The following is a 13,065-nucleotide window of genomic DNA, read 5'->3' as shown; positions in this document are numbered from 1 at the left end:
CCAGGAACCGACCGACATGGCATTCCTCGCTTCCCCTCTGCGCCACGGCCTGCTCAGCCTCGGCCTGCTCATCGGACTCCCCTGCGCCCCCGGCCTGGCCGAAGCGGCCTGCCGCCCGGTCTGGCCGTACAGCGCCCACGAAACCGCCAACGGCAACCTCGGCCTGCCCGCCGTCACCCTCAACGCCGACAGCCTGCAGCCGGCGGGCACCGTGCTGGGCATGGCGACGATCTCGGTGGCGCGCAACGCCAACGTCAACCCGGAGACGGTCGCCTACGAATGCCTGCCCAGCGACGGCCCCTTCTATGAATACTTCTCCACCAACGGCAGCGACGCCCTCAGCGGCAGGCACGAGGTGAGCGGCATGCCGGGCCACTACTACAGCCCGTGGCGCAACGTCGCGGTGAAGATCACCCATGTGCAGAGCAACCGGACCTTCTCGCGCACCTGGCAGCGCCGGCAGATCGCCGGTGAACTCAACCCCGCCACTGGCCGGGTCGAGATCAAGGCCAGGGACTTCAGCGACGTCACCGTGGAACTGGTGAAGCTCGACGACACCCAGGTCCAGCCCGGCCTCGGCGAACCGACGGAGGGGCTCTACAGCCATGCCCAGCCCAACGGCTATATCGCCTTCCAGGGCGGCGGGCTCAGCCCCGGCCTGAGCCCGGGCTGCGACCACGCCGCGGGCTGCACCAGCGGCAAGCACCAGCACTGGCCGGCGGCCATCGGCCTGTGGAACCACACCCACCTCACCCGGCAGAACAGCTGCATGGTGCGTTCGGCCACGCCAGTGGTCGACCTGGGCCGGATGACGGCCACGGAACTGAAGAATGGCGGCGCCCGCCAGGCCAGCTTCGGCATCGACATCGAATGCAGCGGCGGCGTGACCGCCGGGCACACGGGCCGAGGCCTGGTGGAAGTGGGGCTGCAGGTGTCCCAGAACAGCGAGCAGGCCCTGCGCCGTCATCACCCGGAGCAGGTCACCACCTCCGGCGGTGCCCAGGTCCTGCTGTCCGACGGTTACGGCAGCGATCCCGGCGTGGCGACCGGCGTCGGCATCCGCATCCTCGACCGCAACCACAGCCCGCTGGTGCTGGCGGGCTGGGCCCCCCGTCCGACGGGCGGCCAGGAAGGCGGCAGCGGCACGTCAGCCGGCTGGTATCCGCTGCTCCAGACGTTCCAGGCCAACGGCACGGGCGCCCAGGGCGCCTTCCGCTACTCCGGCCAGTTCAGCGCGGCCATGGTACCGCTGGCGCCTCGGGTCACGCCCGGCCGGGTCGATGCCAATGCGACAGTCGTGGTGAGAATCCACTGATGGCCGTCCTTGCACGCCTGCTCGGCCTCTTGCTCGGCCTCGCCAGCGCCAGCGTCGACGCCGGGCTGCAGTTTTCCGCCACGCGGGTGATCTACCCCGAAGGCGCTCGCGAGCAGACCCTCGAACTGGTCAACACCAGCGACTATCCGGTGCTGGTGCAGACCTGGGTCGACGATGGCCGCAGCAATGCCACGCCCGAACGGCACCTGAGCCCGATCGTGGCGCTGCCGGCGGTGTTCCGCCTGGAGCCCGGCGCCTTGCAGAGCCTGCGCCTGATGCGCAACGCCACGCCGCTGCCCGGCGACCGGGAGAGCCTGTTCTGGCTGAACCTGCTGGAGATTCCGCCGACGACTGCCGGCGCGGAGGACGCAAATCGCCTGACGATGACGCTGCAGACCCAATTGAAGGTCCTGTATCGCCCCGGCGAACTGCCCCTGCCGAGCGACGCCGCGCCCGAGCGCCAGGAGATCCATCTGCGCCGGCAGGCCGACGCGCTGCAGGTGGTCTGGCGCAACCCCACGCCCTATTTCATGAGCCTGGGCGACCTCGACCTGACGCTGCCCGACGGCAGGTTGCAACGGCAGCGGCAGATGCTCGCGCCCTACGCCGAGTGGGTCCTGGACGTGCCCGGCCGGGCACGTGGGTCATCCGGCGCTGCCGCCGGACTGGAGTACCTGCTGATGGACGATCGGGGCACGCCACGGGCGTTTCGCCGCGAGCTGGCGCTGCCCTGAGGATCAGTGGTTGACGGTGTGCGCCAGCATCACCGAGAGCTGGCACAGCGGCCGGCCGCTGTCGGCATGCCACTGGTTGAACGCGGCCTGGACCCGGGCCAGGTCCTTCTGGCTGGTGGGCGCCTTGTCGATGATGTCCTGGGCCTTGAGGGCCGCAACCATGTCGTCGGTGGGGATGAAGCTGTCCTTGCCGACCATGCGCAGGAAACGCGGCGCCGACAGCCCGCCCAACTGGTGGCCGCGCTTGGCCAGGTACTTCCACAGGCCGACGATGTCGGTCACCGGCCAGCCGGCGATCAGCGCGCCGAAGCTGCCCTGCTCCCGCGCCACGTCCAGCACGAACTGCGCGTTGCGCGGCACGCTCTTGAGCTTACCGAGGTGGCGGATCAGGCGGCTGTCCTGCATCAACCGCTCCAGGTGCTCGGCGCTCATCAGCACCACCTTCTGCGGGTCGAAGCCGAAGAACACCTCTTCGAAGGCGGGCCACTTGGCATCCACCAGGCTGTGCTTGAGGCCGGCGCGAAACACCCGCAGGGCCACCAGCGACAGGTAGCGGTCATCGCTCATGGCGCGCAGCTCGGCATCGCTGCGCGGCTGCGGCAGGCGCGCTTCCAGGGCCTCGGCCGAGCCGAAGCGGTTCAGGCAGTACTCGTGGAGCCAGCGGTAGTCGCGCATGGGGTGTCCTTGACCGGTTCTTCCCGTGGGAGAGGGCTGGGGTCAGATATTGACCACGTCCAGGGTGCGCGGCGCGGCGGTTTCGTCGATGCGCAGGTTGGTGAAGTCGAACAGGTTGCGGTCGGCCAGTTGCGAGGGCACCACGTTCTGCAGGGCACGGAACATGATCTCGGTGCGGCCCGGCGACTTGCGCTCCCACTCGTTGAGCATTTCCTTGACCACCTGGCGCTGCAGGTTCTCCTGGGAACCACAGAGGTTGCACGGGATGATCGGGAATTCCTTGAGCCTGGAGTAAGCCTCGATATCGGCTTCGTTGCAGTAGGCCAGTGGGCGGATCACCACGTTGCGCCCATCGTCGGCGCGCAGCTTCGGCGGCATGGCCTTGAGGGTGCCGCCGTAGAACATGTTGAGGAAGAAGGTTTCCAGGATGTCGTCGCGGTGGTGACCGAGGGCCATCTTGGTCGCGCCGATCTCGTCGGCGAAGGTGTAGAGGGTGCCACGGCGCAGGCGCGAGCACAGCGAGCAGGTGGTCTTGCCCTCCGGGATCTTCTCCTTCACCACCGAGTAGGTGTCCTTCTCGATGATGTGGTACGGCACGCCGATGGATTCCAGGTAGGCCGGCAGCACGTGCTCGGGGAAGCCGGGCTGCTTCTGGTCCATGTTCACCGCGACTATCTCGAACTTGATCGGCGCCACCTTCTGCAGGTACAGCAGCACGTCCAGCAAGGTGTAGCTGTCCTTGCCGCCGGACAGGCAGACCATGACCTTGTCGCCATCCTCGATCATGTTGAAGTCGGCGATGGCCTCGCCGGCCAGGCGGCGGATGCGTTTCTGCAGTTTGTTCTGGTTGACCGAAAGGGTGCCCATGGTGCTCTGAAATCCGGGGGGAGATGCGAAAAGCTGGCTATTTTACGCACAAAGCGTGCGCCGCCCCAGCCCCATCGTCAGCCTGTGCTAGGCTCCGGCGATGAACAGCGACCTCGACCCCGCCCTGGACCTCAGCGACCAGCTCCACGAACTCCTGCGTGGTGCCCCCGAGGGGCTGAGCGAGTATCAGTTGATCCAGGGCCTGAAGGTCCGCCACTCCACCCATATCCCTCACCTGGAACTCACCGACAAGCTGGTGCTGTTCCGCACCCACTTCCTGGTGTTCAACGCCCTTTACCGCCTGCGTGACCGCCTCAACGGCGAGGGCCTGGCCCAACTCGTCATCAGCCCGCTGTGCGTGCAATTGCTGCCGTACCGGCCCGGCACCGAGGCCGCCCTCAGCGAGCAGGACCCGCTGCGCGACTACTACCTGGACCTGGCCAACCTGCGGGATACCACGGAAGACGACGTGGAGCGTCTGCTGGCGAGCTTCTGGACACGCATGCAGGGCAGCGAGGAAAAGCTCGCGGCGCTGGAACTCTTCGGCCTGCATAGCGGCAGCCAGCCGCTGAGCCTGGCGCTGATCAAGCAGCGCTACCGGCAACTGGTGAGCCAGCACCACCCCGATCGCGGCGGCAGCACGTCGCGCCTGCAATCGATCAACAAAGCCATGGAAATACTTCAACGCTATTACAGTTGAGGCTGAATCTTCGATTCGCTCTAAGGCGGCCGCGAACCACCTGCCTATACTGCGACATAAGGTCGCATAGGTCGGCCGGGCACCGGGTGGCGCTGGCTACGCGCCCCCGGCGCTTCGCTGGGGGGCGACCTCATAATAATGAGGAGGTGTTCAGCATGATCCACCACGTTTGGGGGCTCTTCACCCATCCCGATCAAGAGTGGCAGGAGATTCGTGGCGAAGAGGAAAGCGTCAGTCACATGTACCTCACCCACGTCCTGATCCTTGCTGCAATTCCCGTGATTTCCGCCTATATCGGCACAACCCAGGTGGGCTGGGTACTGGGCAAGGGCGATCCCGTGATGCTCACCCAGGCCAGCGCGTTGCAAATGTCCATCATGTCCTACCTGGCGATGCTCGCCGGCGTGGCGGTGATGGGCGGCTTCATCCACTGGATGGCGCGGACCTACGATGCCAACCCGAGCGTCACCGAATGCATCGTCTTCGCCGCCTACTGCGCCACCCCGCTGTTCATCGGCGGCCTCGCGGCGCTCTACCCGCACCTCTGGTTCGGCGCGACGGTGGGCACCCTGGCCATCTGCTACACGGTCTACCTGCTGTACGTGGGCATACCGACGTTCATGAACATTCCCAAGGACGAAGGCTTCCTGTTCTCCAGCTCGGTGCTGGCGGTGGGCCTGGTGGTGCTGGTGGCGATGATCGCCTGCGCCGTGATCCTCTGGGGCTTCGGCCTGGGGCCGGTGTACACCAGCTGAGGTTCATCCTTGTGCACAGGCCGCCTGCGGGCGGCCTTTTTCATGGCGGCGAGATCAGGCCGGTGACCATGCGACCGCTCGGCAGGACGGCGATTCGGGCCCGCCGCGCTTTGCGGCATAATTGCGCGCCAACGGAGTGCCCTATGCCCGAGCAGTTGCTAGCCCGCGTCGAGGCCTGCTACCAGCAGGCCGAAGCCTTTTTCAAATGCCGCTTTCCCCGCCCCGAAGTGAGCTTCAAGCTGCGCGGGCAAAAAGCCGGCGTCGCCCACCTGGACGAGAACAAACTGCGCTTCAACCCGCAGCTTTACCGCGAGAACCAGGACGACTTCCTGCGCCAGACGGTGGCTCATGAAGTGGCGCACCTGGTGGCCCATCAGTTATTCGGTCCACGCATCCAGCCCCATGGCGAGGAATGGCAGCTGATCATGCGCGGCGTCTACGAGCTGCCCCCCGACCGCTGCCACAGCTATGAAGTGAAGCGGCGCCAGGTGACCCGCTACCTGTACCGCTGCGCCTGCCCGGACGGCCATCCCTTCTCCGCCCAGCGCCACGCCCTGGTGGCCCGAGGCCGCCGCTACTACTGCCGGCGCTGCCGGGTGACGCTGGTGTTCAGCGGGGAGCAAAGCCAGGTGGGCGGCTGAGCTGTTCCCGGCGCCCGACTACCCCACCACCTTGGCCGACTTCAGGGCATCGATCTCTTCGGCGCTCAAGCCCAACCCGGCCAAGACCTCGTCGGTATGCGCCCCCACCGCACCACCGGCATGACGTGGGGCCGGCAGGCCGGCGGAGAACTTGACGGGGCAGGCGATCTGCTTCTGCGGCGGCAGTCCGTCGCGGGGCACGTCTACCACCAGTCCACGGGCCTTGAGCTGCGGGTGCTCCACCGCCTCCGACAGCGCCAGCATGGGCTCCACGCAGGCGTCCAGGGCGGCGAAGACCTCCAGCCATTCGGCGTAGTCGCGCTTCTCGAACTCGATCTCGATGGCGCGCTTCAGCTCGCGCTGGTCCTCGGCCTTGGGCGACAGCCCCTTGGCCGCCAGCTCCGGCCGACCGATGGCCGTGCAGAACGGCTGCATGAACTGCGGCTCCAGGCTGCCCACCGAGAACCAGCGCCCATCGCGCGTCCGGTAGTAGTCGTAGAAGCTGCCGCCGTTGAGCACCTGGTTTTCCATCTCCGGCTCCACCCCGGCGCCCAGGTAGGCGGCGCCGGCCATGCCGTGCAGGGCGAAGGCGCAGTCGGTCATGCTGACATCCACCTGCTGGCCCTCCCCCGTCGCCTGGCGATGGATCACCGCCGCCAGCAGGCCCATGACGCCGTGCAACGAACCCCCGCCGATATCCGCCAGTTGCACGCCGAGGGGCAGCGGCCCGCTGTCTCGACGGCCGGTGTAGCTGGCAACGCCGGCCAGGGCCAGGTAGTTGATGTCGTGACCGGCACGATCACGGTAGGGGCCGGTCTGGCCGTAGCCGGTGATGGAGACGTAAATGAGCTTCGGATTGACCGCCTTCAACGCCTCGTAGCCCAGCCCCAGGCGGTCCATCACGCCCGGACGGAACTGCTCCAGGACGATGTCGTAGTCCCGCACCAGTCGCCTGACCAGTTCCACCGCCTCCGGCCGCTTCAGGTCCAGGGCAATGCTGCGCTTGTTGCGGTTGAGGTAGGCGTGACTGGTGGACTGGCCGCCATCGTGGGGCGGCAGCAGGCGCACCAGATCCATGCGCGTGGGGGATTCCACCCGCAGCACCTCGGCGCCCATGTCGGCCAGCAGCAGCGAGGCGAAGGGCCCCGGCAGCAGGGTGGAGAAATCGAGGATTTTCAGTGAAGACAGCGGGCCGGTCATGGCGACTCCTGATCGGGGGTTCTGGCGGTCATTCCCAATGCAACGCCTGGCGGGCATCGAGGCGTTCGGCCGTCGAGGCATAACGGGCTTCCAGCACGCTACGGCGGATTTTCATGGTGGGGGTCATGCAACCGTTGTCCACGGTCCAGGGCTCGCGCACCAGCAGCAAATGGCTGACGCGCTCGTGGGGCAACAGCTTGCCGTTGAGCTGTCGCAGGGTGGCGAGCAGGTCGGCCTCCACGTTCGCCCTGGCCTGCTCGCGCGCCGCCGGGCTCAGTTCGATCAGCGCCAGAGGCTGGTCCAGGCCGCTGCCCATCAGGCAGACCTGCTCCACCCAGAGGCTCTTGGCGATTTCCCCCTCGATGGGTGCCGGCGCCACGTACTTGCCCTTGCTGGTCTTGAAGATGTCCTTCACCCGGCCGGTGATGCGCAGGTAGCCGTCGCCGTCGATCTCGCCCTTGTCGCCGGTGTGCAGCCAGCCATCACGCAGGGACTCCGCGCTCTTCTCCGGCTCCAGGTAATAGCCGGCCATCAGCGACGGGCTGCGGTAGAGGATTTCGCCATCGTCGGCGATACGCAGTTCGTTGTCGGGCATTACCCGGCCGACGCTGCCGAAACGCACCTGCCCGGGCCGGTTGAAGTTGCCGTAGGCGAAGTTCTCGGTCATGCCATAGCCCTCGCAGAGGATCAGGCCGATGCGCCGGTACCACTCCAGCAGTGCCACGGGAATGGGCGCCGCGCCACTGATCAGCACCCGCGCCCGGTCCAACCCCAGGCCGCGACGGACCTTCCAGGCCACCAGGCGGCCCAGCAGCGGGAGGCGCAGCAGGCGGTCGAGCCTTGATTGCGGCAGCTTCTCCAGCACGCCCTGCTGGAAGCGCGTCCACAGGCGTGGCACCGAGAAAAACAGGGTGGGCCGCACGTCGCGCAGGTCCTCGGCGAAGGTTTCCAGGGATTCGGTGAAGGCGATGCTGCCACCGCAGTAGAGGCTGTTGGTTTCCACCAGGAAGCGCTCGGCGGCGTGGGACAGCGGCAGGTAGGAGAAGAAGCGGGTTTCCTCCCCCAGGCCCATCTCCCTCACCGCGCGGCTGGAAGCGAAGGCGAACGCCCGCGCCGTCTGCATCACACCCTTGGGCTGGCCGGTGGTGCCGGAGGTGTAGAGGATGCTGAGCAGGTCGTCCGGCCGCTGTACATGGGTCTCTCGCAGGGGGTCATGGCGGGCCAGCAGCTCACCCCAGTCATGGTCGGCGCGCAGGGTGGGATAGGGCATGGCGATGCGCACCACGTCGGCGGGGATGCCGGGTTCCAGGCGCTCGGCATCATCCAGCTTGCCGAGGATGATCGCCTTGCAGGCCGAATGGCGCAGCACGTAATGGATGCTCTCCGCCGACTGCAGCGGGTAGAGCGGCACGCTGACCAGCCCGGCGAGCATGATCGCCATGTCGCTCAGCACCCATTCGGCGCAGTTCTTCGCCAGGATCGCCACCCGGTCGCCCGGCTCGCAGCCCAGGGCGCGCAACGCGCTGGCCAGGCGCCGGGCGCGGTCGTCGGCCTCGCGCCAGGTGATGGGATACCAGGTTCGCGCCACCGGCTGGCGCAACCAGACGCGATCCGGCTGGTTCGCCACCCAATGGGCGAAACGCTGCAACGGAAGTGCTTCGCTCAATGCTCGGCCCTCTTGTTCTTGTTGTCGGCTTATCGGCGTGGTGCCTCAGCACTCTAGAGCTTGAACACCCGTCTTGCGTTGCCGTGAAGGAATTTTTCCTTCGCGGCAGCCGGCAGGTCCAGTTCATCCACCTGCTCCATGCAGCGGGCCAGCGACAGCTGCGGGAAGTTGCTGCCGAACAGCACCTTGTCCTGGCCATAGCTCTTCATGTACTGCAGCAGTGCCTGGGGGTAATAGCGTGGCAGGTAGGCGGAGGTGTCGATGTAGATGTTGTCGTGCTTCCACGCGACCCCGATCATTTCCTCGGTCCAGGGGTGGCCGATATGCCCGGCGACGATGCGCAGCTCGGGGAAATCCAGCGCCACGTCGTCCAGGTAGGGTACCGGGCGCCCGGTCTCCGAAGGCATCAGCGGACCGGTGTGGCCGACCTGGGTGCAGAACGGGATGTCCAGCTCGACACACTTCACGTAAAGCGGGTAATAGAGGCGGTGGTTGGGCGGCAGTTTCCACAGCCAGGGCACCACCCGCAGCGCCTTGAAGCCCAGCTCGGTCACCGCCCGCTCCAGTTCGCGCAGGGCGGCCATGGGCTTGCTCATGTCCACCGCGGCGACGCCGACGAAGCGGTCGGGGTAGGCACGGGTGTACTCGGCCACTTCGTCATTCGTGCTGACCCAGCGCTCGGGCCTGCACCAGGCACTGACCATCAGTTTGTCGATGCCGGCGCGGTCCATCTCAGCCACCGTTTCCTCTGGGCTCAGGCCCTTGTCGAGCAGGGCCGTGGTGCCTGACTTCTCGAACAGCCGCACGGCTTCTGGAATCAGTTCGCGGGTGCGGCCGGTGGCCAACTGGGCCCAGGCGTCGATGGCGCCGATTCTGGACATGATCTACTCCTCCGATGATTGCCCTGCGTCTAGGTTGCGCCAGGCTGGCGCGCGCTTCGTCGATCCAGCCGGATGGCAATGGCCTCAGAGCTTCATGCCGCGGCTGATGATTTCTTTCATGATCTCCGAGGTGCCGGCGAAGATGCGCTGGATGCGCGCGTTCGCGTACATCCTGCAGATGGGGTACTCCCACATATAGCCCCAGCCGCCGTGCAGCTGCACGCCTTCGTCCACCACCTTGCACAGCAGCTCGGTGGTGAACAGCTTGGCCTCGGCGGCCACTTCCGGGGTGAGTTTCTTCTGGTTGTGATCCATCACGCAGCGGTCGGTGAAGACCTGGGCGACGTCGATCTGGGTGCGCATCTCGGCGAGTTTGAAACGGGTGTTCTGGAAGGTCGCCACGGGGCGGTCGAAGGCCTTGCGTTCCTTCACATAGTCGATGGTGGCGAGCAGCGCCGCCTCGGCGCCGGCGACCGCGCCGCAGGCGTTGGTCAGGCGCTCCTGGGCGAGCATGTTCATCAGGTAGAAGAAGCCGCCCTTGGCGTCGCCCAGCAGGTTTTCCCTGGGCACCTTGACGTTGTTGAAGAACAGTTCGGCGGTGTCCTGGCTCTTCATGCCCAGCTTCTTCAGGTTGCGGCCGCGTTCGAAACCCGCCATGCCACGCTCCACCAGGAACAGGCCCATGGCGTGCTTGTTCGCCGGGTCGGTCTTGGCGGCGACGATCACCACATCGGCCAGCAGGCCATTGGAGATGAACACCTTGGAACCGTTGAGCAGGTAATGGTCGCCCTTGTCGACCGCGGTGGTGCGCATGCCGGCCAGGTCGGAGCCGGCGGCGGGCTCGGTCATGGCCACGGCGAGGATGGTTTCGCCACGGATGATCCCCGGCAGGAAGCGCGCCTTCTGTTCGGCGTTGCCGTACTCGGCGATGTAGGGGCCGCAGAGTGCCGAGTGCAGCGGGATCATGAAGCCCGGCTCGTTTATGTAGGCCAGTTCCTCGGCCATGATCTGCTCGTAGCGGAAATCCTTGAGCCCGGCGCCGCCGTATTCCTCGTCCGCCCAGGGCAGCAGGAAGCCCATTTCCCCCGCCTTCTTCCACACGCCGCGATCCACCACGCCGGCGTCTTCCCACGCCTCCTGATGAGGCACCACTTCCTTTTCGAGGAAGGCGCGGAAAGCATCGCGGAAAAGGTTGTGTTCGGTCTCGAAATGAATGCGCTGCATGGCGTGCCTCCCTGGGGCGACGTGGTGCCGCAGGTTAGGCGCCAGCGCCGGCGCCCCTCAATGACGCAAGCGCTCAGCCGGGTTGACGCAATCGGTCAGGCGACCGGTGAGGCGCATTCGCGCCTCGTTGGCAGCGGATTTCGGGCAAGGCTCACTGATAGTGGATGAGGTATTGCACGGAACCTTCCACAGCAGTGGCTTCCAGACCCGACGCCTCGGCGTAGTAGCGCACGTTCAGCACCTTGCTGACGCCGGAGGTGGAGCCGCCCTCTTCCACCAGGGTGACCTTGTTGGTGTCGCTGGAAGCCAGGTTGATCGGGGTGGTGTCATCCCGCAGTTCCAGGCTGACCTTTTCACTGCCGCCAGCGGCGCCGTTCAGCAGGCGCCCCTGGGCGTTGACGTCACCATTGGGCAGGAACGCGGCGACCAGGCCCTGGCTCGCGGTGGCGCCATTACAGCCCTTGAGCACCAGGGTGAAATACTCTTCACCGGCGGTCTGGCCCTGCGACGCGAGTTCTTTCCTGGAAACGGAAGGCAGCAGGATGGTTGGGCTTTCGACGCCGTTCACTTCCAGCGAACAGGTTTCGTCGACGATCTCACCCTGGAATCGGATATCCGCCGCATAGGCTTGGTGGGTCGCGGATATCAGGGCCAGGGCTAGCAGTGCTTTCTTCATGGTGGGGTCTACTTCAATCAGAACGTTGGATTGGACGTGAAGGGACGGTCGCGCGGCGACACGCCTGGCGAACGGCCAGGGCCGCTCGCTCGCCAGGATTCTCCAAACCGGCGGCACCCTCCGGAATAGGACGATTACGAAACCCCGCAACGAGCCCGCCCGATCCGTCCCGGCACATTCCCGGGATGAAAAAAAGCCCGGCTGCGGGGGCCGGGCTGGAGAGGTCTCCTGACGGGAGGAGAACGCTGTAACGGTGGGTCGATCAGACGGCGGTCTGCGGCGCAGCGGCGGCTTCGGACTTGCCGCCGGACGCCAGCTCGTTCTGCAGGGTGTTCTCGTCCAGTTGCTTGCACCACTTGGCGACGACGATGGTGGCCACGCCGTTGCCGATCAGGTTGGTCAGGGCACGGGCTTCGGACATGAAGCGGTCGATGCCGAGGATCAGCGCCAGGCCGGCGACCGGCAGGTGGCCAACGGCAGACAGGGTGGCGGCCAGCACGATGAAACCGGAACCGGTGACGCCGGCGGCGCCCTTGGAGGCGATCAGCAGCACCGCCAGCAGGGTCAGCTGGTGGGTGATGTCCATGGGGGTGTCGGTCGCCTGGGCGATGAACACCGCCGCCATGGTCAGGTAGATGGAGGTGCCGTCCAGGTTGAAGGAGTAGCCGGTGGGAATCACCAAGCCGACCACGGACTTGTTGGCACCCAGCTTCTCCATCTTGTTCAGCATGCGCGGCAGGGCCGACTCGGACGACGAGGTGCCGAGCACGATCAGCAGCTCCTCGCGGATGTAGCGGATGAAACGCAGGATGCTGAAGCCGTGGGCACGGGCGATACCGCCCAGGACCACCAGGATGAAGAACACGCAGGTGATGTAGAAGCACAGCATCAGTTGGCCGAGCTGCACCAGCGAGCCCACGCCGTACTGGCCGATGGTGAAGGCCATGGCACCGAAGGCACCGATGGGGGCGACCTTCATGATCATGTTGATGATGCCGAACATCACGTGGGCGATGCGGTCGATGAACTCCAGCACCGGCTTGCCGTAATCACCCATGCGCTGCAGGGCGAAGGCGAAGATCACCGAGAAGAACAGCACCTGCAGGATGTCACCGGAGGCGAAGGCGCCGACGATGGTGCCGGGGATCACATTGAGCAGGAAGGCGATGGTGCTCTGCTGTTCGCCGGCGGCGGCGAAGGCGGCGATACCCTTGGTGTCCAGGGTGGAGGGGTCGACGTGCATGCCGACGCCCGGCTGGACGATGTTGACTACCACCAGGCCGATGATCAGCGCGACGGTGGAAACGATTTCGAAGTACAGCAGCGCATAGCCGCCGGTCTTGCCCACCGACTTCATGTCCTGCATGCCGGCGATGCCGCTGACCACGGTGCAGAAGATGATGGGCGCGATGGCCATCTTGATCAGTTTGACGAAACCGTCACCCAGGGGTTTGAGGGCGACACCGGTTTCCGGAAAGAAGTGGCCCAGCAGGATGCCGATGGCAATGGCGACGATGACCTGGACGTACAGGCTCTTGTAGAAAGGCTGGCGGGACATGGCAGTGTTCCTTTCAAGTGATCCCGACCCGATCCATACGGCCTGGCGTCACTGTGATCGACCCGTCTCCCTGTCTGGGAGACTTTTGTTGTTGTGCGGTCCAGTCGAATGGACGGCACTGTCCCTATAGCAGTCGCTGTGCCAAGTCTCTGAATTTATAAAAATACTTATAT

At 65.9% G+C, this 13,065-nt stretch carries 13 protein-coding genes; 5 read left to right on the top strand and 8 right to left on the bottom strand.

The window, feature by feature from the left end; genetic code table 11:
- Window positions 1-16 precede the first annotated feature (16 nt).
- Window positions 17-1,315, top strand: coding sequence for a fimbrial protein (locus tag PJW05_RS09975; RefSeq protein WP_271411552.1), 1,299 nt, complete (start codon window positions 17-19; stop codon window positions 1,313-1,315).
- Window positions 1,315-2,049, top strand: coding sequence for a fimbrial biogenesis chaperone (locus PJW05_RS09970; protein ID WP_271411551.1), 735 nt, complete (start codon window positions 1,315-1,317; stop codon window positions 2,047-2,049). The genes PJW05_RS09975 and PJW05_RS09970 overlap by 1 nt, the downstream gene beginning before the upstream one ends.
- Window positions 2,050-2,052: 3 nt before the next feature.
- On the opposite strand, the gene PJW05_RS09965 is transcribed toward PJW05_RS09970, so the two are convergent.
- Both PJW05_RS09965 and ttcA read right to left on the bottom strand, forming a co-directional pair.
- A complete protein-coding gene (locus PJW05_RS09965) occupies window positions 2,053-2,724 on the bottom strand; it encodes a DNA-3-methyladenine glycosylase I (RefSeq protein WP_271411550.1) in 672 nt (223 codons plus the stop codon).
- 42 nt (window positions 2,725-2,766) lie between these two features.
- Window positions 2,767-3,591, bottom strand: coding sequence for a tRNA 2-thiocytidine(32) synthetase TtcA (gene ttcA / locus PJW05_RS09960; RefSeq protein WP_271411549.1), 825 nt, complete (start codon window positions 3,589-3,591; stop codon window positions 2,767-2,769).
- 100 nt (window positions 3,592-3,691) lie between these two features.
- Between ttcA and PJW05_RS09955 the strand changes: the two genes are divergently transcribed.
- From PJW05_RS09955 to PJW05_RS09945, 3 genes are all read left to right on the top strand, one after another.
- Window positions 3,692-4,291 carry a DNA-J related domain-containing protein gene (locus PJW05_RS09955; protein ID WP_271411548.1) on the top strand — a complete coding sequence of 200 codons (600 nt, stop codon included), beginning with the start codon at window positions 3,692-3,694 and terminating at the stop codon, window positions 4,289-4,291.
- Window positions 4,292-4,446: 155 nt separating this feature from the next.
- The gene (locus tag PJW05_RS09950) at window positions 4,447-5,046 is read left to right on the top strand and encodes a Yip1 family protein (RefSeq protein ID WP_271411547.1); all 600 of its coding nucleotides are present in this window, start codon (window positions 4,447-4,449) and stop codon (window positions 5,044-5,046) included.
- 143 nt (window positions 5,047-5,189) lie between these two features.
- Window positions 5,190-5,687, top strand: coding sequence for a SprT family zinc-dependent metalloprotease (locus PJW05_RS09945; protein WP_271411546.1), 498 nt, complete (start codon window positions 5,190-5,192; stop codon window positions 5,685-5,687).
- An 18-nt stretch (window positions 5,688-5,705) separates the two neighbouring features.
- Here the strand turns inward: PJW05_RS09945 and PJW05_RS09940 are convergent, their stop codons facing one another.
- From PJW05_RS09940 to PJW05_RS09915, 6 genes are all read right to left on the bottom strand, one after another.
- The gene (locus tag PJW05_RS09940; protein ID WP_271411545.1) at window positions 5,706-6,887 is read right to left on the bottom strand and encodes a CaiB/BaiF CoA transferase family protein; all 1,182 of its coding nucleotides are present in this window, start codon (window positions 6,885-6,887) and stop codon (window positions 5,706-5,708) included.
- Window positions 6,888-6,915: 28 nt separating this feature from the next.
- Complete coding sequence (locus PJW05_RS09935) at window positions 6,916-8,553, bottom strand: AMP-binding protein (RefSeq protein WP_271411544.1); 1,638 nt, start codon at window positions 8,551-8,553, stop codon at window positions 6,916-6,918.
- 53 nt (window positions 8,554-8,606) lie between these two features.
- Window positions 8,607-9,434: an amidohydrolase family protein gene (locus PJW05_RS09930; protein WP_271411543.1), complete on the bottom strand. Its 828-nt coding sequence runs from the start codon at window positions 9,432-9,434 to the stop codon at window positions 8,607-8,609.
- Between the two features lie 84 nt (window positions 9,435-9,518).
- Window positions 9,519-10,658: an acyl-CoA dehydrogenase family protein gene (locus PJW05_RS09925; RefSeq protein WP_271411542.1), complete on the bottom strand. Its 1,140-nt coding sequence runs from the start codon at window positions 10,656-10,658 to the stop codon at window positions 9,519-9,521.
- Window positions 10,659-10,809: 151 nt separating this feature from the next.
- Complete coding sequence (locus tag PJW05_RS09920; protein WP_271411541.1) at window positions 10,810-11,334, bottom strand: fimbrial protein; 525 nt, start codon at window positions 11,332-11,334, stop codon at window positions 10,810-10,812.
- 262 nt (window positions 11,335-11,596) lie between these two features.
- The gene (locus PJW05_RS09915; RefSeq protein WP_271411540.1) at window positions 11,597-12,892 is read right to left on the bottom strand and encodes a dicarboxylate/amino acid:cation symporter; all 1,296 of its coding nucleotides are present in this window, start codon (window positions 12,890-12,892) and stop codon (window positions 11,597-11,599) included.
- Window positions 12,893-13,065: the final 173 nt, after the last annotated feature.

Source organism: Pseudomonas sp. Q1-7 (assembly GCF_028010285.1).
In the GTDB taxonomy this organism is placed as follows: Bacteria; Pseudomonadota; Gammaproteobacteria; order Pseudomonadales; family Pseudomonadaceae; genus Metapseudomonas.
Note: the sequence above shows the minus strand (reverse complement) of the source record. Positions and strands in the feature narration are given on the sequence as shown.